The organism is Gracilibacillus sp. JCM 18860 (genome assembly GCF_055395245.1).
The window spans coordinates 1,101,885-1,121,413 of sequence record NZ_AP043868.1; the positions used below are offsets into that span (position 1 = coordinate 1,101,885).

The 19,529-nt window shown below is 37.3% G+C and carries 19 protein-coding genes and 2 riboswitches; of the genes, 9 read left to right on the forward strand and 10 right to left on the reverse strand.

Features of this window, described 5'->3' with window-relative positions:
- Together ACZ5R4_RS05795 and ACZ5R4_RS05800 are read right to left on the reverse strand one after the other, a co-directional pair.
- Complete coding sequence (locus ACZ5R4_RS05795) at positions 1–1,725, reverse strand: pyruvate oxidase (protein ID WP_109984895.1); 1,725 nt, start codon at positions 1,723–1,725, stop codon at positions 1–3.
- Between the two features lie 119 nt (positions 1,726–1,844).
- Positions 1,845–2,207 (reverse strand): DUF488 domain-containing protein, encoded by a 363-nt coding sequence (locus tag ACZ5R4_RS05800; RefSeq protein ID WP_464368185.1) that lies wholly within the window; start codon positions 2,205–2,207, stop codon positions 1,845–1,847.
- Positions 2,208–2,338: 131 nt separating this feature from the next.
- Here ACZ5R4_RS05800 and ACZ5R4_RS05805 point away from each other — a divergent pair, with 131 nt between their 5' ends.
- The gene (locus ACZ5R4_RS05805) at positions 2,339–3,343 is read left to right on the forward strand and encodes an LLM class flavin-dependent oxidoreductase (protein WP_464368186.1); all 1,005 of its coding nucleotides are present in this window, start codon (positions 2,339–2,341) and stop codon (positions 3,341–3,343) included.
- Between the two features lie 21 nt (positions 3,344–3,364).
- On the opposite strand, the gene ACZ5R4_RS05810 is transcribed toward ACZ5R4_RS05805, so the two are convergent.
- Together ACZ5R4_RS05810 and ACZ5R4_RS05815 are read right to left on the reverse strand one after the other, a co-directional pair.
- On the reverse strand, positions 3,365–4,153 hold the full coding sequence (locus ACZ5R4_RS05810) for an alpha/beta hydrolase (protein ID WP_109984898.1): 789 nt from the start codon (positions 4,151–4,153) through the stop codon (positions 3,365–3,367).
- Positions 4,154–4,164: 11 nt separating this feature from the next.
- Positions 4,165–5,328, reverse strand: a complete 1,164-nt coding sequence (locus ACZ5R4_RS05815; RefSeq protein WP_277678385.1) for a serine hydrolase domain-containing protein — start codon at positions 5,326–5,328, stop codon at positions 4,165–4,167.
- Between the two features lie 132 nt (positions 5,329–5,460).
- Here ACZ5R4_RS05815 and ACZ5R4_RS05820 point away from each other — a divergent pair, with 132 nt between their 5' ends.
- Positions 5,461–6,942, forward strand: coding sequence for an MDR family MFS transporter (locus tag ACZ5R4_RS05820; protein ID WP_245902344.1), 1,482 nt, complete (start codon positions 5,461–5,463; stop codon positions 6,940–6,942).
- Between the two features lie 11 nt (positions 6,943–6,953).
- On the opposite strand, the gene ACZ5R4_RS05825 is transcribed toward ACZ5R4_RS05820, so the two are convergent.
- The gene (locus ACZ5R4_RS05825) at positions 6,954–7,385 is read right to left on the reverse strand and encodes a cell wall hydrolase (RefSeq protein WP_054787461.1); all 432 of its coding nucleotides are present in this window, start codon (positions 7,383–7,385) and stop codon (positions 6,954–6,956) included.
- Between the two features lie 240 nt (positions 7,386–7,625).
- Here ACZ5R4_RS05825 and ACZ5R4_RS05830 point away from each other — a divergent pair, with 240 nt between their 5' ends.
- Positions 7,626–7,898, forward strand: a complete 273-nt coding sequence (locus ACZ5R4_RS05830; protein WP_054787460.1) for a hypothetical protein — start codon at positions 7,626–7,628, stop codon at positions 7,896–7,898.
- A 45-nt stretch (positions 7,899–7,943) separates the two neighbouring features.
- Here ACZ5R4_RS05830 and cobA read toward each other — a convergent pair whose 3' ends face one another.
- A complete protein-coding gene (cobA, locus tag ACZ5R4_RS05835; protein WP_109984901.1) occupies positions 7,944–8,708 on the reverse strand; it encodes a uroporphyrinogen-III C-methyltransferase in 765 nt (254 codons plus the stop codon).
- Positions 8,701–9,777, reverse strand: a complete 1,077-nt coding sequence (locus ACZ5R4_RS05840) for an inorganic phosphate transporter (protein WP_109984902.1) — start codon at positions 9,775–9,777, stop codon at positions 8,701–8,703. The genes cobA and ACZ5R4_RS05840 overlap by 8 nt, the downstream gene beginning before the upstream one ends.
- 239 nt (positions 9,778–10,016) lie before the next feature.
- Positions 10,017–10,117: riboswitch (SAM riboswitch) on the reverse strand.
- Between the two features lie 230 nt (positions 10,118–10,347).
- A riboswitch (SAM riboswitch) is annotated at positions 10,348–10,447 on the forward strand.
- Between the two features lie 83 nt (positions 10,448–10,530).
- Here ACZ5R4_RS05840 and ACZ5R4_RS05845 point away from each other — a divergent pair.
- Together ACZ5R4_RS05845 and ACZ5R4_RS05850 are read left to right on the forward strand one after the other, a co-directional pair.
- Positions 10,531–11,637, forward strand: coding sequence for a methionine biosynthesis PLP-dependent protein (locus ACZ5R4_RS05845; protein ID WP_109984903.1), 1,107 nt, complete (start codon positions 10,531–10,533; stop codon positions 11,635–11,637).
- Positions 11,630–12,802, forward strand: a complete 1,173-nt coding sequence (locus tag ACZ5R4_RS05850; RefSeq protein ID WP_277678381.1) for an aminotransferase class I/II-fold pyridoxal phosphate-dependent enzyme — start codon at positions 11,630–11,632, stop codon at positions 12,800–12,802. The genes ACZ5R4_RS05845 and ACZ5R4_RS05850 overlap by 8 nt, the downstream gene beginning before the upstream one ends.
- A 375-nt stretch (positions 12,803–13,177) precedes the next feature.
- Here the strand turns inward: ACZ5R4_RS05850 and ACZ5R4_RS05855 are convergent, their stop codons facing one another.
- Positions 13,178–13,924 carry a sulfite exporter TauE/SafE family protein gene (locus ACZ5R4_RS05855; protein WP_109984905.1) on the reverse strand — a complete coding sequence of 249 codons (747 nt, stop codon included), beginning with the start codon at positions 13,922–13,924 and terminating at the stop codon, positions 13,178–13,180.
- Positions 13,925–14,055: 131 nt separating this feature from the next.
- Positions 14,056–14,967, reverse strand: a complete 912-nt coding sequence (locus ACZ5R4_RS05860; protein WP_109984906.1) for an AEC family transporter — start codon at positions 14,965–14,967, stop codon at positions 14,056–14,058.
- A 219-nt stretch (positions 14,968–15,186) separates the two neighbouring features.
- Between ACZ5R4_RS05860 and ACZ5R4_RS05865 the strand changes: the two genes are divergently transcribed.
- Genes ACZ5R4_RS05865 through ACZ5R4_RS05875 form a run of 3 tightly spaced genes read left to right on the forward strand, consistent with a single transcriptional unit; the run spans position 15,187 to position 17,775 of the window.
- Positions 15,187–16,005, forward strand: coding sequence for a lipoate--protein ligase family protein (locus tag ACZ5R4_RS05865; protein WP_464368472.1), 819 nt, complete (start codon positions 15,187–15,189; stop codon positions 16,003–16,005).
- Positions 16,006–16,017: 12 nt separating this feature from the next.
- Positions 16,018–16,965, forward strand: a complete 948-nt coding sequence (lipA, locus tag ACZ5R4_RS05870) for a lipoyl synthase (RefSeq protein ID WP_277678378.1) — start codon at positions 16,018–16,020, stop codon at positions 16,963–16,965.
- 18 nt (positions 16,966–16,983) lie between these two features.
- Entirely contained in the window at positions 16,984–17,775 is a 792-nt protein-coding gene (locus ACZ5R4_RS05875) for an HAD family hydrolase (protein ID WP_464368187.1), read from the forward strand.
- A gap of 113 nt (positions 17,776–17,888) precedes the next feature.
- Here the strand turns inward: ACZ5R4_RS05875 and ACZ5R4_RS05880 are convergent, their stop codons facing one another.
- Positions 17,889–18,896, reverse strand: a complete 1,008-nt coding sequence (locus tag ACZ5R4_RS05880; RefSeq protein WP_464368188.1) for a methyltransferase domain-containing protein — start codon at positions 18,894–18,896, stop codon at positions 17,889–17,891.
- Between the two features lie 489 nt (positions 18,897–19,385).
- Between ACZ5R4_RS05880 and ACZ5R4_RS05885 the strand changes: the two genes are divergently transcribed.
- Positions 19,386–19,529, forward strand: coding sequence for a YjcZ family sporulation protein (locus ACZ5R4_RS05885; RefSeq protein WP_109984909.1), 144 nt, complete (start codon positions 19,386–19,388; stop codon positions 19,527–19,529).

Here is a 19,529-nt window from a genome sequence, read left to right on the forward strand (position 1 = left end):
TTACAATAGCCGTTTTAGCACTGTTTTTAAGGATGGCATCTCAAAATCCCCTTCACGCTCTATCAACCTTTTCCATAAATGTTTAGAATATTGAATGGCTTGATTCCATTCAATTTTCCCTGGTAATGGTGCACGATCTTCAATCATTACCTCAATCAATGTAGGACGTTCACTATTTTTAGAGGCATGTAAAGCATCTGATAGTTCTTCTATTGTTTGAGCCATGAAACCTTTCCCGCCACATATATCTGCAAATTTAGCGTATTGGAAATTTTGTAAATCAGTTTGATATGGGATATTGCCGATTTCCTCTTGTTCATACTCAATCATCGCAATTTTTTCATTATTCAAGACAATAACAGTAATAGGTAGGTTGTATTTTACCGATGTCAGAAAATCCTGCATACCCATAGAAAAACCACCATCACCACAAATTGCAATAACCTGTTTATCTGGGTGGGTTAATTTTGCTGCGATCGCTCCAGGTAAGCCACAGCCCATTGTTGCTAACCAACTCGAAATGACAAATTGTTGATTCTGCATTCGAAAAAATCTCGCCATCCATGTGGTGACATTTCCAACATCGACAGATAGTATCGCATCATTTTCTGTATATTCTTGGAGCTTGTGAATAACCTGTGGTCCCTCTAGTTTTTTACCTTCCTCCACCTCGACAAGATGATCCATGTGCTTCCACCAATTGACCATATTCTCCTGACATGCTTCTAAGAATTTTCGATCTTTACGATGAAACAGCTGTTGATTAAATCTACTTAGTATCTCTTTTGCTGAACCTATTAAACCTATTTCTGCAGGATACCATTTTCCTATTTTTTCAGGGTTAATATCTAACTGAATAGCAGGTACCTTTTTCGGTAGAAATTCTCGGTATGGAAAGGAAGTCCCTATAAGTAGCAGTAAGTCAGTCTCTTCCATTGCTTCATATGCAGGTTTTGTCCCTATCTGTCCCAAATTTCCTAGATTCAATGGATGTTGATCTGGTATCACTCCTTTTCCTCTTAGTGAAACAACAACCGGGGCTGCAATTTTCTTTGCGAACTCTATTAATTCCTCTCGTGCATCCATCGCTCCTTTTCCAGCTAAAATTACAGGCTTTTTTGAACGCTGTATTAATGAAACAGCTTGTTTCACACTTTCTTTATTAGGAAAAAGATGATATTCGGCTACTTTTGATGAGCGAAGCTCCACTTTATTCACCGTCTCTTTAAAGATATTATCTGGGACATTTAATACGGCTACACCCTTTTGTTCATATGCTTCTTTAAAAGCTTGTTTTAATAATGGTTGTATTTGTTCACCAGATGTAACTCGTCGGTTAAATATAGCTACATCGTCAAACATTCTTTCCAAGTTTACTTCTTGAAAGTTATTTGTTCCTAAAAGCTGGTGTGAGACCTGTCCAGTAATCACAACCAACGGGGCTGCGTCTTCTTTTGCGTCATACATGCCATTTAATAGATGAATAGCACCAGGCCCTCCAATAGATAAACAGACCCCCACTCTACCCGTTATTTTTGCTTCTGCAGCTGCTGCTAAAGAAGCAGTTTCTTCATGACGAACTTGAATAAATTTTATTTGTTCCTTTGCTTTCCTTAATGCCTCTACTAGGTTATTAACAGAGTCCCCTGGATAACCATAAACATGATCAATATTCCAATCTTTTAATATATCAACTACAGCATCTCCGGCTTTCATTCGATCCACTCCTTAGTCAAATTAACCTTATAACAAATCTACCCGTTAACTATGGATTAAAACATTTCACTTACACCCCTTCTGTGGTATTAAAAAAACGAAGGGTTAAAGTTCCCCCTTCGTTTTAACTATTTCCGTTCATTTATAAGCTTTTCCTTGATAATAACAACATGATTATATTTTAATTCTTTTGTAGCAAAAACGAGTGTGATTTCTCCGTTCTGTTCTTCATAGCATTGTATTAAGTGATCAAAAGCCTCTTTTTTTTCTGTATCTTCCTCTAATTCTTTTAAGTATTTTTGGCGAAATTCATCAAACTTGTCTGGATCATGCCCAAACCATTTGCGTAGTTCTTTCGATGGCCCGATTTCCTTCAACCATAAATCTAGTTTCGCTTCTTGCTTAGAAACCCCTCTTGGCCAGATTCGATCGACTAATACACGAAAATTATCTTTTTTCTCTGCGTCTTCATATACTCTCTTTAATTGCATGATTTCATCTCCCGTTAAGCATAATATTAGACGAACCTTGAAGATAAGCGTATCATTTTTTACATTGAGTAACAAAAGTAGAGACCTTCCCTAGGAAAAGGTAGTCCAATATGATAAATAGGAGTGATCTTATGTCTCAATCCTTTACCAATGTTCAATTTTCTGTATTAGATTTGGCACCAGTGCTTTATGGTCATACCCCAAGCTTGTCCTTTCAAAATAGTGCTGATTTAGCTCAGCATTCGGAAAAATGGGGATATCACCGCTATTGGCTTGCAGAGCACCATAATATGCCAGGAATCGCAAGCTCTGCTACATCACTAGTTATTAGCCATGTAGCAAGTCATACGAAGAAAATCAAAGTCGGTGCAGGTGGAATTATGCTACCAAACCATGCCCCTTTAGTCATCGCAGAACAGTTCGGAACACTCGATGCTCTCTATCCTAATCGAATTGATCTAGGTCTTGGAAGAGCACCTGGTAGTGATCAAGCAACTGCCTACGCTCTTAGAAGAACATTGAATAGTAGTGCAGAGGATTTCCCTCAACAAGTAGAAGAGCTAGAAGCTTATTTTAAAGGCACTGCAAATGTAACAGCAGTTCCAGGCAAAGGCGCAAATATTCCACTATGGCTACTTGGATCGAGCGATTTCAGTGCTCGACTTGCAGCAGAGAAAGGACTTCCTTTTGCATTTGCGAGTCATTTCTCACCAGACTACACTTTTCCTGCTTTAAAGATTTATCGTGATCGATTTAAGCCTTCAGAGCAGCTTGAAAAGCCACGTGCGATGGTTGGAGTCAATATTATTGCAGCAGATACTGTTGAGAAAGCTAAATGGTTAGCTACCTCTCAGCAACAGCAATTCTTAAGTCTAGTTCGTGGCGCACCTTCTGAATTGATGCCACCTATTGATGATATTGATCAAGCATGGAATGTTTATGAAAAGGCTTCTGTGGAGAAATCAGTGAATAGTAAAACAACCATCGTTGGAGATAAACAAACAGTTAAAAATAAATTACAAGCATTCGTCGATGAAACAAATGCAGATGAAGTAATTATTAATAGTCAAATTTATGATCATAATGAACGCCTATATTCTTATGAACTAGTAGCAGATATTGTCAATCAAATGTAGAAAGAGAGGGGGTTCCCCTCTCTATTTTTGAATTGGAAGCCATGCTAGAACTTCTTGTATTTTACTATCCCAATAGTCCCATTCGTGATTGCCTGTTGTAAAAGTGTGCGTAATTCCTACCCCTTTAGCATTGGTGAAATCGAAAAATCGTTTATTTTCATCAAACAGGAAATCTTCTGTTCCGCAGGCTTGAAACAAAGCTGGTAATGCTTGATCTTCCTTAAGCCTTTTTTCCAGCAGATAAAATAAATCCTCTTCCGTATTTTTGATGTCCTTTTCTCCGAATACACAATCTAATGCATGACGTATAGGATTATTCTCACCCTGTACACGATTTGTATGTTCAACAATATCAAGGACACCAGAGAGACTTGCAGCAGCAGAGAACATTCCTGGCTTTCTCAAGGCCCATTTAAAGGCACCATAGCCTCCCATTGATAATCCGGCTACAAAGTTATCTTCTCTTCTATCCGATAGAGGAAAAAAGGAACGCACCACTCTCGGAAGCTCTTCCGAAATAAATGTCCAATATTTTTTACCATAAACCATATCGGCATAAAAACTATGGTCCACTTGTGGCATTACAACTGCCAATCCATATTCGGCAGCATATCGCTCAATGGAAGTACGTCTTGTCCAAATTGTATGATCATCACTAAAGCCATGAAGCAAATAAAGTGTTGGGATTTTTTCATGGTTTCGTTTATTGTTCATTCCAATCTGATTAGATGTTTCCTGTGGCAATATAACGGTGATGGAGGTACTTACAGATAAAACCTCTGAGAAAAAATTACATTGGATTAGTGCCATTTCTATCCCTCCTAATGAATAGCTCCATAGATCACATTTCGAATTCTAGGTTGATGATAAAACTCAAGGTTAGGAAGCATTTGTTGCATGTAAACAGCGGATAATTTTTTCTTCGGATCGATAAAGACATAGGTCCCTGCTAAACCGGACCAGCCAAACTCTCCTAAACTACTATTACTTCCACCAATAACTTGATCCATCATCACCCGAACTCCTAAACCATATCCATAGCCATTTTCATAATTCCAACCAAGGTCCGGTAGCTGTGAATCGAGCAAATGATTTTGCGCAAGTAACTGAATTGTATTTTGACTGAGTATATGTATTCCATTCGCTGTACCACCAGTTGCTAAACAATGGGCAAACCGTTGGTAATCATTTAAGGTGGAATGTAATCCAGCACCACCACTTTCAAAGACTGCAATTGGTTCTGAGTCACGGTCTAATGCGTTATTCGGCACAAGCGTCCCATCTTCTAATCTATCATATAAAGTAGCTAAGCGATGCTTTTTTTCCTTTGGAATTTGAAAAAAGGTATCTTTCATTCCTAATGGTTCGAAGATGTTTGTATAAAGATATTCTCCGAAAGATTTACCAGATATCACTTCTATTAATGCGCCTAATACATCATGGCTTAAACCATATTTCCAGTGTGAGCCTGGTTCAAATTCTAGAGGAAGTTTTGCCAATTGCTTCACAAATTCTCGTAAGTTGGAAGAACCTTCTTTTTTCTCTAGCTTGTGAGCAGTAGCCATTACTTTGCTTGTTAGCTTTTCTACTTCGGAACCACTGCCCCCGTAGCAAATGCCTGAAGTCATCTTAAATAAATCCTTAACAAGAATTGGATTTTGTGCGGCTTCCACCTGGATATTCTCTTCTTGTCCAGATTTATAGACCTTCATCTCCGCAAATTCTGGTAGATAATTTGAAACGGGATCATTTAATAGATACCTTCCTTGTTCATATAACTGTAATGCGGCAACACATGTAACTAGCTTTGACATAGAATAAATGCGATAAATCGTATCCGCAGAGATTTGAACTTTTTTCTCAATGTCCGAATAACCTAAATAATTCTCATATAGGGTGTGTTGATTTCGTCTAACCGAAAGTGCGACACCACTTGGTCCATTTTCTATAAAATGCTTTAATAATCTATCCACATGTTGTTTCAATTCGACCTTCCTCCTTTTTGCAATCGTTTACTTTATTTTACCATATCTTTAAAAAAGATATCATCTTTCTACTGCTCAAGTCTTGATTTATTTGCTACAATAGCATTTAGACAAGAAGGGATGGAAGAATCGATGCAGAAAAAAACCAATCGGACATTAGTTCTAATAGCACTAGTCCTCTCGATGTTCATGGCAGCCATTGAAGGGACCATAGTAGCAACTGCAATGCCTAATATAGTCGCTGATTTGGGTGGCTTTCGATTATATAGCTGGGTTTTCTCTGGATTTTTGTTGATGCAAGCTATTACGACGATGATCTTCGGAAAATTAGCTGATTTATTTGGAAGAAAACCGATTTTTATCATCGGTGTAAGTATTTTCTTAATCGGATCATTGTTATGTGGATTTGCAACAACAATGACAATGCTTGTCATATTTCGTTTACTCCAAGGTGTTGGAGCAGGGGCTATTCAGCCAATTGTAACAACAATTGTTGGAGATATGTATACTGTTAAAGAAAGAGCAAAGGTTCAAGGGTACCTTGCAAGTGTTTGGGGGATCTCTTCTGTTATTGGTCCATTATTAGGTGGGATTATTGTCCAATTCGTAGAATGGTCTTGGATTTTCTGGATGAATATTCCACTTGGTATTATTGGCCTTCTAGGTGTCATTCGATATTTCCATGAACAAGTGAATAAAGAGAAGAAGGCAATTGATTACAATGGAGCAGGATTATTCCTGATTGGCATCTCTTCTTTAATTATCGTTTTCGTTCAAGCAGGAACGGTATGGGCATGGCTTGATTGGGAAACCATTTCTTTATTTTCCTTATTTATTATTTTTATGATTGTTTTTATTTTTCAAGAGGGGAAAGCACCGTCTCCTATCATGCCATTATTTCTATGGAGAAATAAGCTTATTCTCATCGCTAATCTGGCTACATTTTTTTCAGGTATGATAATTCTCGGATTATCTAGCTTCTTACCCACCTATGTACAGGGTGTTATGGGGGAATCCGCCATTATCGCTGGCTTTACATTAAGTACTCTATCCATTGGGTGGCCGATATCTTCGACCATCGCAGGTCACTTAGTTTTAAAAATTGGTTTTCGTAAAACAGCTTTACTTGGTGGTTGCGCACTTTTAATTGGAACATTTATGTTTTTCTGCTTAACTGCTGAAAAAGGCCCCATTTATGCTGGGATCAGTTCATTTATCGTAGGAGTAGGAATGGGCCTTTCAAGTACAACCTTTATTGTATCCATCCAAAATCATGTAAATTGGAATGTACGTGGAGTTGCCACTTCTCTTAACATGTTTATGCGAATTGTAGGAAGTGCGGTTGGAGCTGCATTATTAGGAGGGATTTTAAATCTACAAATGCGAGCATTTATAGGAACAGAAAGCAAGTCCTTAGATGTTAGTAATATAGACCTTTTACTTGATGAAAATAGAAGAAAATCAATGGATACAGAGATGTTAGAGAAGATTCAAAATGGGCTTAGCTTCGGGTTAGATCATGTGTTTAACGGTCTTTTTATCATAGGAATCTTAGCCTTCCTAATTATTCTCTTCTTCCCAAATGTCCAATTAGAAGAAGCAGAGGAATCTTAATTCTTCTGCTTTTAAAATGTGCCATAAACTTCCGGACACTCAGAACTAAGTGGTGTATAAAAACAATGACTTTTAAACCTACCTGAATTCCATTGTCCAAACCACTGTGCAGGACAGCTACCTCCTGGCATGAAGAACCATAATGCATAGCTTGCAGGATGATATCTTTTCCCATTAATAACCCTTCTTGCAAGCTCTATATCTTGCTCTCTAGCTCGTTGATAAAAGTAGCCTTTTTGTGTGGCCTCAAAGCCTCCTGGACTTTGAAATACCATCCTTCTAATGGTATTAATATCCGTAAAATCAAGACATCTTGCTCTTACCCGATTTACTCCCGTATTACCTACCATAAGCATACCTAATTTGCCATCACCTTCTGCTTCAGCTCGCATGAGTCTAGCTAGTAATCTCACATCTTCTTCCGTTGCTTTCACTACCGCCAATTCTTTCACCCCTTACCTACTTTCTTTATATTCAAAAAGCTTTCAAAATGTACCAGGTTTGAACGAAAGGATTTAGGTAACACTTAAAGAAAACCCTTACATTTATGGTATAATGAATATGAAATATTCAAAGACTAAAATATCGTTTATTTTTAGTCCTTATAATTGGAAGCTTATTTTCTTCGTCTCCTTCGAATACTAGCAATGTTGTGAATTTTCCTTAAGAAAAGGAGGTATAACATGAGATTGTCGAAGCTAATACTTCATAAAGATATACTACTTATACATGCCGATATTCATAGCAATGATTATATATTTACGGTAAAATGGAAGGAATTAGATAATAAAAAAGGTGGTGAATGGGAGCTAAAATCCTATATTAACAACTCCAATGGAAAGAAAGACTTGTCACAAGAAGAGATAGATCAATTAATTAATCAAATTAATCCTGAATGGGGTTGGGAGCAAGAACAAGAACAAATGCAAAAAGCACGAGAGAAAGATGTCGATTAAATATACTAAACCTTGATTCATCGTAATGAATCAAGGTTTTATTACTTATAATGATGAAGCTCCAGCATTTTCTAATGCTTGCTTATTAAACCATTGTAGTTGATCATGCAATAAGACAACTTGACCTATAACAATCATTGACGGATTCGTGATCTCATCTAATCGATCCGTGATTGTTTCGAGTGTACCTACAATCGTTTTTTGTTTATTAGTCGTTCCCCAGTGAATGATTGCTACAGGTGTTGTCTTTTCTAAACCTGCTTGGATAAGGTATTCAGCAGTTTTAGGAAAATTCCTCACACCCATGTAAAAGCAAAGAGTTTCTGTTCCATTAGCTATATGCTGCCATTCCTTTAATGATCTTGATTCAGGATTGGACCCATTAATAAAGCTTACGGAACCACTGAGCCCACGATGGGTTAATGGAATTCCAGCATATGCAGGTGCACTTATACCTGATGTGATACCAGGTACTACTTCAAAAGGAATATTAGCTTTTTCTAAAACAAGTGCTTCTTCCCCGCCTCTACCAAAAATAAACGGATCGCCACCTTTTAATCTCGTGATGACTTTTCCCTCTGTTCCATATTGAACGAGTAAACGATTTATCTCGTCCTGAATAACACCATGCAATTTCGGTTCCTTCCCACAAAAAATTAATTCTGCCTCACTTCTTGCATAGTTTAATAATTCTTGATTAATTAAACGATCATATAAAATAACGTCTGCTTCTTCAATCGCTCTAATTCCTTTTAACGTAATTAGTTCCTTGTCGCCTGGTCCTGCCCCTACTAAATATACTTTACCCAATCTCTTCCCATTCCCTTCTTAATTGATGTTCTTGTTGCTTTGTTTCTGACTTTACTTGATATTTCATTAACACGATTGTAATAAGTATCGTTAAGAATAATAAGATTACAGTATAGTAAGAATGACGAATAATGATTTCGGTTAAACTATAGGAAATCACTAATGAAATGATTGGTGAAGAAATCCAAACCTTTGCAATACGATGGATGATTTTTTCCTTCCAAACATTTTGCCAGCTTTTCGTAGCACTGATTCCAACAATTGCCGTCGTCGTTACCTGGGTCATTGGGATAGGAACTCCTAAAAAGGAGGCAGCAATAACTAATATCCCTGTTGTGCTTGAAACAACAATTCCGTTTGCCAGTGATAGATTTGTGATCTTTTTGGCATTGGTATCTAACACTTTTCCCCCAAATAAGATGCTACCAAGCGCTACCACTAACGCTAAGACAGGTAAACCAATCTCCATTGTTACTAAATTTGCTCCCACCAATGGTCCTAACGCATTCGCCACATTATTCATACCAGCGGCTATTGCCTCAAAAATACCTGTTATAATTAACAGTCCTGCTAATATTTTACTAGAAAATGAGACCTTTATCTTGTCTCGGTATTTCATTCTTACTTTTTCAAGCGTATATGTCACAAAAAAAGCTAAAATTGGGATAAGAAGCCATAAACCGACGATTTCTAATATAGAAACGGCATATATTTGCTGAAAAGACAAACCAATTCCGACAATAGCACCAACGGTTACCTCACTAGTAGAAAGTGGAATACCAATATAATTCGTAACAAATAAAGTACACGCAGAAACGGCCAGTATAATTGTAGCGATGCGAACATCCATGATTTCCTCTGGAATAATTCCCTTTCCTAGTGTATGAGTAACATGCTTTCCTCCCCAAAGAGCACCAACTATGGCTCCTGAACCAGCTAGAAATAATGCCACTTTTTTATGTTTTATTACCTTACTTCCATATACGACTCCCATACTAGCGGCAGAGCCACTAGCGCCGATATTAAAAGCAAATAAACATGCGGCAAAAAAAGCTAAAATGACTAACATTTTTCATCCTACTTCCTCTATTTTTATCTTCTTAGAAATGAAACCTGCATTTTTATTTCAAGTGAATCTCCGGGCGTGAATGCTTTTCTCTCCATATCAACATAATGCTTCATCAAAATGTCGTATAGGGTTGCCGCTAATTTTCTTACCCTCGCGTCCAGATTTATTAGCGAGATCCTATTTTCTTTCAAAAAAACAAAAAACTTCTACTTGGTCTAAAAGTAGAAGTTAAATACTTCTTCTTATCTGCCAAGGTTGTCTTGCTGGAATTAGCACAGTGCCTCAAATGCCTGTTGCTGAGATTTCATCGGGCCAGTCCCTCCATCTCTCTGGATAAGAAAGCATATAATGTTTTAAGTTATTAAATGATTTGTATTGAATATAATGGTAAATACAATTAATGTCAATAGGTCAATTCCTTGGATTGCTACTGCAATCCACTAAAAATCCTTTATAACCAATGGTTTTACTAGGTTTAATTTTTTTAAATTTTTTCTTGTATTTTTTTACTGGTGATTGTATGATATATTGTATAGTATTTCCAAAACTTTTTAACAACTAAATATTTTAAGCTTATCAAGAGAGGTTTAGGGACTGGCCCGATGATGCCTCAGCAACCAGCATTTTATGCATGGTGCTAAATCCAGAAGGTAATTACCGAAGATAAGAAGTATGTATAAATGTGGGGACTTTCTTCTTATCGGGAGAAAGTCCCTTTTCGTTTTATAGCATATCGTAGGAGGAATGATCGAAATGAAGCATATCGAAACATCATTAGCTCAAATTGGGAATAAATCTGATCCAAAGACAGGTGCCGTCGAGCCACCTATTTATTTATCGACAGCCTACCAGCATGAAACAATTGGCAATTCTACCGGTTTTGATTATACGCGAACGCGTAATCCAACCAGAGATATTGTAGAAAGGGCCATAAGCGACCTTGAAAAAGGCACTAAGGGATTTGCTTGTTCATCCGGTATGGCTGCGATTCAATTAGTGCTTGCCATATTTGAAAAAGGAGATCAAATCATCGTGACAGAGGATGTTTATGGTGGAACATACCGATTATTTAGTCACTATAGTGAAGCATATGCGGTCGATTTTCTCTATGTGAAACCAGAAGAAATTGCAGAACAAATCACATCGAAAACAAAGGCAATATTTATTGAGACGCCAACAAATCCACTGTTAATCGAGTTAGATATTCATAAAGTTGCCCAGATCGCTAAAGAACACCAGCTGCTTTTAATCGTAGATAACACCTTTTTCACACCATATCTCCAAAAGCCACTTACACTAGGAGCAGATATTGTCGTCCATTCTGCAACGAAATATTTAGGTGGACATAATGATGTTCTTGCTGGACTAGTTGCTGTGAAGGATCAACCGTTAGCAGAAAAACTAACCCATCTACACAATGCCATAGGAGCTGTATTGTCACCATTTGATTGTATGTTACTTATTCGAGGCATGAAAACGTTAAGTCTTCGCCTTGAGAAGCAACAGGAAAATGCTAGAGCACTTGAACAGTTTTTCAAGGAGCACCCTTTAGTAACAGACATTCTGTATCCCGGTAAAGGTGCAATGGTTAGTTTCCGGATTAAGGAGAAACAAATGGTTGGCCCCTTCTTATCCCATTTAAAAGTCATTTCTTTTGCGGAAAGCTTAGGTGGGGTGGAGAGCTTTATCACTTATCCAACAACACAAACGCATGCAGATATCCCTTTAGAAGAACGTGAAAAACGTGGTATTTGTGAAAGGCTGTTACGTTTCTCTGTCGGTATTGAGCATATAGAAGATTTAAAAGAAGATCTAGATCAAGCTCTACTAAAGAGCAAGGAGGAATTACTTCATGTCTAACCAATTTGATACAAAGCTTATTCATGCAGGGCTACAACAAGGATTTAACGAAAAGGTGACAGGTGCCGTAAATCCTCCGATTTATTTATCATCTACTTATCATCAGAAAGAAATAAATGAATTCGGACCATTCGATTATAGCCGCTCAGGTAACCCAACCAGAGAAATTTTAGAAAAGACGATTGCGCAGTTAGAGAATGGATACGCAGGCTATGCCTTTTCTTCAGGCATGGCAGCCATCTCCTCAGCTTTTTTATTATTGGAAGCGGGAGATCATGTCGTTGTGACAAAAGACGTTTATGGAGGTACCTATCGATTTATCAGTCAGCTATTGACCAGCTTCTCGATTAGCCATACTTTTGTTGACATGACAAACATCGCAGAAATTGAAAAAGCTATTCAAAGTAATACAAAGGTTATTTATATGGAAACACCAGCAAATCCCTTATTGCAAATCACTGACATTAAGAAAGTGGTGGAGTTAGCTAAAGCCAATGATTGCTATACTTATTTAGACAATACATTTATGACACCATTGTATCAAAATCCACTAGATCTTGGTGTAGACATTGTGCTCCATAGTGCGACTAAATTCTTATCTGGTCATAGTGACGTAGTAGCTGGATTAGCTGTGGCAAAAACAGAAGAGTTAGCTGCAAAATTAAAATTTATTCAGAATACAATTGGATCCATTCTAAGTGCACAGGATTCCTATACCTTAATTCAAGGAATGAAAACTTTGGAGACTCGACTAACCAAATCAAGCCAATCTGCACTTGAAATTGCTAAATTTTTGGATGAACATCATGCGATTGAAAAAGTGTATTATCCAGGTCTTACGGATCATCCTGGTTTTAACGTTCATCATTCCCAAGCCAAAAGTGGTGGAGCAGTCCTATCCTTTTTATTATCAGAAAATGTTGACATAGAGGGATTCGTTAGAAAGCTCGAAATACCAGTCTTTGCCGTAAGCTTAGGGGCTGTGGAATCTATTCTTTCTCATCCTGCTACCATGTCTCATGCAGCAATGCCTCCACATGAACGAAAAGAAAGAGGGATCGAGGATCGCTTGTTCCGTTTATCTGTAGGTATAGAGAATGTCGATGATTTGATCAAGGATCTTAATCAATCTTTCCAACAAAGCAAATTAAGCCTTCCATTATAGAGGAGAAGAGAAAAGGACTGGGGGCTTGATTTCCTAAATGCATCGCTTCGATAAACTGTAATTTGGCTTCTTGCCTCAATTGAAGTGCGGTTAAAAAGACTATAAACGGCAACTTGGCCCAGTGCTTCCGTTGAAATGCAGTTTATAAAGCGAATAAACGGCAAATTTGGCTGTTGCTTCGCTTAAAATGCCGTTTATAAAGTGAATAAACGGCAAATTTGCCTAGTGCTTCCGTTGAAATGCCGTTTATAGATCGGATCAACCGCAAATTTGGCTGTTGCTTCGCTTGAAATGCCGTTTATAAAGTGAATAAACCGCAACTTGGTCTGGTGTTTAAGTTGAAATACAGTTTATAAAGCGTCCTTTCTATATCTATTAACCTATTAATAAACGAATGGCACCAATACCCGCAAAGACTAGTACGAGGATCTGAAATAAACGCTGAGGCATTAGTTGTAAAACCTTTACTCCAATAACTGCTCCTATTAAAATCATTGGAATTAACCATAGGTTAAACATGATAGATTCCATATTAATCATACCAAGGCTAATATAAAAAGGAACCTTTATCATATTAACAAATAAAAAGAACCATGCCCCTGTCCCAACAAATTCCTTCTTTGGTAGTCCTTTTACTAAAAAGTAAATCGCCATCACACCACCAGCTGCATTTCCAATCATGGTCGCAAATCCAGCTAATGCTCCCATCATCATGGTGAAAATTTTTGCTTCTGGAAGCATCTGATTAAATTTCTCTCCTAATCGTTCTCTACTTATATGGAGTATGATTAATGCTAAAACTAGAATGCCAATCATTGGCTTTAATTGATCACTTGTTACATAGCTCAATACATAATACCCTATTAAAACCCCTACAAGAACGGATGGAACTAGAGAGAACAAATACTTCCAGACCACATTTTTTCGATAATATGTAACGGCAAATAGATCGCCAACAATTAATAATGGTAGTAGTATTCCAACAGATTCTTTTGCAGGGAATAGTATCATAAAGAGCGTGACTACAAGGATCCCCATACTCGATACTCCTGCTTTGGAAAAACCAATTAGCATTGCAGCTATAACTAGAACAATCCATTCAAAAACCGATAAGTCAAACATATTCATCCCCCCACTTCTACTTAGACGCTATTATCCAGGTTGTAAACGTTATCCATTTTATCATAATGAAACGATCTTTTTCCATAGATTTTGAATTTCAACTGTATTAGTATAAGAATATACTTAAAACCTTACATAATTAGATTAACCATTCCCCAAATTAATACAAAGCTAATGATCATGGTCAGATTAGAGGCTGTACCTACAAGCCGTTGGTTATAGCCAAATATAATGGAATATGGGACGACAGATACAGCGGTTGGTAAAATAAAGCCTATAAGCAATGTAAAACGAAACATTTCATCAACGGGAAGAAGGTAATAACATAATAACCCTGTAATAATCCCAATTCCATATCTTACAGCTAAAAACTTCAATATTAGTTTTCCATATCCTTTCGCAAACGTAAAATTCAAATACAATCCTAATAATAGTAAGGACAATGGCATGTTCGCCATCGAAATAATACTCGATACATCCACGACAAAGCTTGGCAGTTGAATCTTCATGATACTTAGTAAGCACATGATAAGATAGGTCATTAATGGAATGGATTGAAACAGCTTATAGATAATCGTTCTTGTTTCAAGCATATTCGCTCTCTCTGCATACATGCCTGCGATAATATAGCTCATACCAAATACTATAAAAGCATTTCCAACATCAAACATACCAAAATACTTTAATCCCTCGAAGCCCCACAAGCCCTCGACTAATGGATAAGCAAATAACCCAATATTCAAGCCAGGAATCATCATGCCAAACATACCACGATCATATCTAGAATCCCTCTTTAAGAGAATAAGTCCAAGTAAACCAATTCCAAGACCATAAACAAAAGCAATCACAATTAAATAAAGTAAGGAGTTGGAAAATTCTACATCACTAAATGTAACAATAATGAGACATGGAAGGGTTAGATTAAACACCACTCTTGCAATCGCTTCCCCATCCTCTTCCTTAACAATATTCCCCTTCTTTAATAGATACCCAATCGCAATGATAAAAACAGAAATTAAAAATTGTTCATTGAAACCATCCATGTAAATACTCCTTCGTTCTATGCTGTAATAATGAATACTTTTTTCACTATAGCATAGATGAAATACAAATGGGGATAAACTAAAAATAATATTTTTGACAGAGAGCATGAGAAGGAGTACCATGATAATGATTGCAAATTAGTATATTTTTAACAGTTTCAACAATGGATACAGTATGGGAGGTTAGTGGCGATAAGAAGTAGTTTTCGCCAATTACGTATGGGAGAAACTTGGTATTATCTAGATACGGAAAAAAATACCCCCGCCTATAACATGGCAGTAGACGAATGTCTATTAAAGTGGCATAGGAATAAAGAAATCCCTCCAGTTTTACGTTTCTATGAATGGGAGCCTGCTGGGTTATCTGTCGGGTATTTTCAAAAAACAAAGGGTAAAATTAATTTCAAAGCATTAACAGAACATCATATTGAATTAGTACGGCGATTAACAGGTGGTAGGGCTGTTCTTCATGATCAAGAACTGACCTATAGCGTGATCGTTGCAGAAAGCCACCCGAAAATGCCTGCTTCCGTTAAAGAGGCATATAAAGTAATTTCTAAAGGATTATTAGAAGGATTCCGAAACCTTGATATCGAAGCATCTTTTGCAATTCCAGAAGGTAAACTACAGACAACTCAATCAGCGGTTTGCTTTGAGGAACCTTCGTGGTATGAATTAATTGTCGATGGTAAAAAAGCAGCAGGCAGTGCTCAAACTCGACAAAAGGGTGTTATTTTACAGCATGGCTCCATCCCCATCCATGTCGATAACACCAAGCTCTATGATCTATTTGAATATCCAAGTGAAAAGGTAAAAGCAAGGGCAATGCATGCATTTAAAGACAAAGCAGTTTCATTAGAAGAAGCTTCACCTGGGGAGATCAAAATAGATTTAGCAAAACGAGCATTTAAGCAAGGATTTGAAAAAGGCTTGGACATAGTCTTCGAAAATTTCACTTTATCAATGGAACAAGAAGAAGAAATACATAGTGTAATGAATCAAAAATATAAAGACGACGCATGGAATTTATCTAGATAGGAGATGGGTAGAATGGCAAAAAACGAAGAATACTTAAGAAAACCGGAATGGCTAAAGATAAAAATCAATACGAATAAATCCTATAATCGTTTAAAACATCTAATGCGTGATAAACGTCTCAACACTGTTTGTGAGGAAGCTAAATGTCCAAATATCCACGAATGCTGGAGCGAAAGACAAACAGCGACCTTCATGATACTTGGGGATACTTGTACACGTGGATGCCGTTTTTGTGCAGTAAAGACAGGTCTTCCCAATGAATTAGATTGGGGCGAACCGAAACGTGTTGCTGAATCAGTAGAAATTATGGGACTAAAACACGTGGTTGTTACTGCAGTTGCACGTGATGATTTAAAGGATGGTGGTGCAGCAGTATTTGCCGAAACAGTTCGTCAAATTCGTGAGAAAGTACCAGGATGCACAATTGAGATATTACCTTCTGATATGAAAGGTGATTATGAAAGCTTACATACACTAATGGATAGTGCTCCCGATATTTTTAATCATAATATTGAAACAGTACGCAGATTAACGAAACGTGTTCGTGCGATTGCGATGTATGACCGTTCGTTAGAATTATTAAGACGAGTGAAAGAAATCGCACCAAATACCCCGACTAAGTCCAGTATTATGGTAGGTCTTGGCGAAACCAAGGAAGAAATAGTGGAAGCAATGGACGATTTACGTGCTAATAATGTTGATATTATGACCATTGGTCAATATCTACAACCAACCAAAAAACACTTAAAGGTTGAGCGCTACTATCATCCTGATGAATTTACAGAACTTAGAGAAATTGCTCTTTCCAAAGGATTTAAGCATTGTGAAGCTGGTCCTTTAGTTCGCTCCTCCTATCATGCAGATGAACAAGTAAGTCAATCTGCTGCACAACGTAGAATTAAATATATGAAGGGTTATGAAGAAAATACAGGAGAAAAGCTTTCAAAGCTTCCGTTTTAATCATAAAGGAGACATCAAATGAAGCAATATAAAGCATTGTTTTTAGACATTGATGGGACAATATTAAGACAAGATCACACGATCGAACCATCTACAAAGGAAGCCATCAGTATCGCAAGGCAAAAAGGAATCGAAGTTTTTCTGGCTACTGGTAGACCTTTACATGAAATTTATACAATTGCAGAAGAATTAGGTATTCATTCCTTCATAGGCTATAATGGAGCTTATGCCTTATATCAAGAGAAGATACTAGTGGATGAACCGATTTCTGCGACTATTATCGAACATTATTTAAAAATTGCGAAACAAAACCACCATGAGGTGATTCTCTATACTAATAGCCACAATTTATTAACATCGCTAGAGACTAAAGCTGTTAGGCAGTTTATTGACTATTTTGCTTTAAGCGATACGGCACTTTATCAAGATAAATATCGAAATCAAATTCTAGGGATTACGATAATGAACGTATCTCCAGATGAGATTGCTCTCTATAACCTTGATCATGAAAATATTTACTTCTCCCAAGTAAATGTTAAAGGTTTAGAACATAGCTATGATGTGATTCGAGAAAATGTCAATAAAGGCATGGCCATTAAAAGCATTTTAGAGGAGCTTCATCTTAGTCCTGATCAAGCCATTGCCTTTGGTGATGGGATGAATGATAAACAAATGCTTCAATTTGTCGGAAATAGCTTTGCTATGGGGAATGCAAACCCGGAATTATTCCAATACGCTAAATACCGAACCACTACAGTGGAGAATTCAGGTATCTTCAATGGATTAAGAAAGCTTGGAATCATTACATAAAGAGTATTTGCAAGTTGGTTCAAAAATACCTTCAGTAGCTTATTTTCAATGCATCATTTGTTGAATTAGTTAAACCGGATTCGATGTGAATCCGGTTTTTCGCCTTGCTTTTTTTATTGCTTCTCTAAAACCATCAATGTGGGATGCAAACCCTTCAAGCTAAGTGGATAGGCTTCCAAGCAAACCATTCCTAAACGATTTACTTCAACATGTAATTGCTGGAAATTTCCCAACAAAATAACTGCCCTGCCCCTTGGTTTTAGCACTCTCGCTATTTCATTCATTACATACCTATAGAACAATCCTAAATCCTCGTCGATTGAAATTTGCTTCCCAAATGGTAGATTTGTGACGACTTTATCAACAAAATTGGTTGATAGGGGCAATTCTCTAGCATCCCAAACATTTATTTTTACCTTAGTGTGCTCAAGATTATGTTTAGCTATCCTTGTCACTGACTCAGATATATCCCCACCATGGATTTGATTGACAGGGTAAGCAGTCCGCTCTGACAAAATAGTACCAGAACCACAACACGGGTCCACAAAAATATCCGTTGATTTTGGATCGGATAACCAAACCATTGAATGAGCAACTGTAGGGCGAAGTGCGGCACGAGAGAACTGACGCACCTGGTTACGATAGCGAAATGTAGGATCGGTAAGTCGAAGAGAAAAAATAAGATTCTGATGCTCCAAATCAACCCTGAATTCGACCTGATTATCCCGATTCGTTCCGAGGGACCAATTAGGGTAATGTCTCTGAATACCTTCTGCAGCGGCCCACGCTAACTCATAGCGACTATAAGTTTGTTTTCCTTTACGACTGGCATTTATCCAAAATAGAGAGTGGTGGTCCATATCTTTCAAATCCAAACTTGCAATACGTCCACTTAGCTGAGATAAATGTTTCTTATGTGGTCCTAGTTGAAATTGATCCAATACTTGAAACAAATTATCTGCAGATCTTAAAGCATGCAGGCATGTATCTATACTACTTGTAGTAAAGAATACCTTGCCTCTTTTTATTTGAATGATTTCCACTTCACTCACCTTTTGATTCATTTCATCTAATAAAACATATTCTAATCCGGGTAAAATGCTCGCAAAATATAGAGTCATTCTAACGCCTCCCATTTATGAATACCGTTAAGACATCCATGCTAACTACAGGGGTATTCTGTCCGATATACAAAAAAGGCCGTGAATGAACCATCATTGAGATTCATCACAACCTTTTTGTAAACTAGGAATAAGCTGTTCTTACCCTGTGTCTTTAGTAAGCTTGAACGGTATTTGATGATAAAGTTCATGGACAATGGATACTTAAAAAAGAATAAGACAAACTAAACCCCTTTCTAGGAGCTTTTTTAGTATCACTTCTATTCGATTAGTAATTATCGAATAACTGTCAAGAACACTGCCATCATCATGATTAGAATACCTCCACTAATTTGTCGAATATCTGTAATTTTATTATATCACCTTTTAAAATGCAAGATTTCTTATACAATCATCCGCCCATTTTTCGTGAACATGGTCATTTACCCTAACCGATTAATGAAAATGACATACATTATATAGTGAAAATATTGAAGGAGGTTGATATAAGTGAGTTACTATGGTGGATATCCTTGTGGCGGATACGGAAGTGGCTATGGCGGCGGCTACGGCGGTGGCTATGGCGGCGGATTTGCTTTGATCGTTGTACTTTTCATTTTGTTAATTATCGTTGGTGCTTCTTTCTATAGCTAA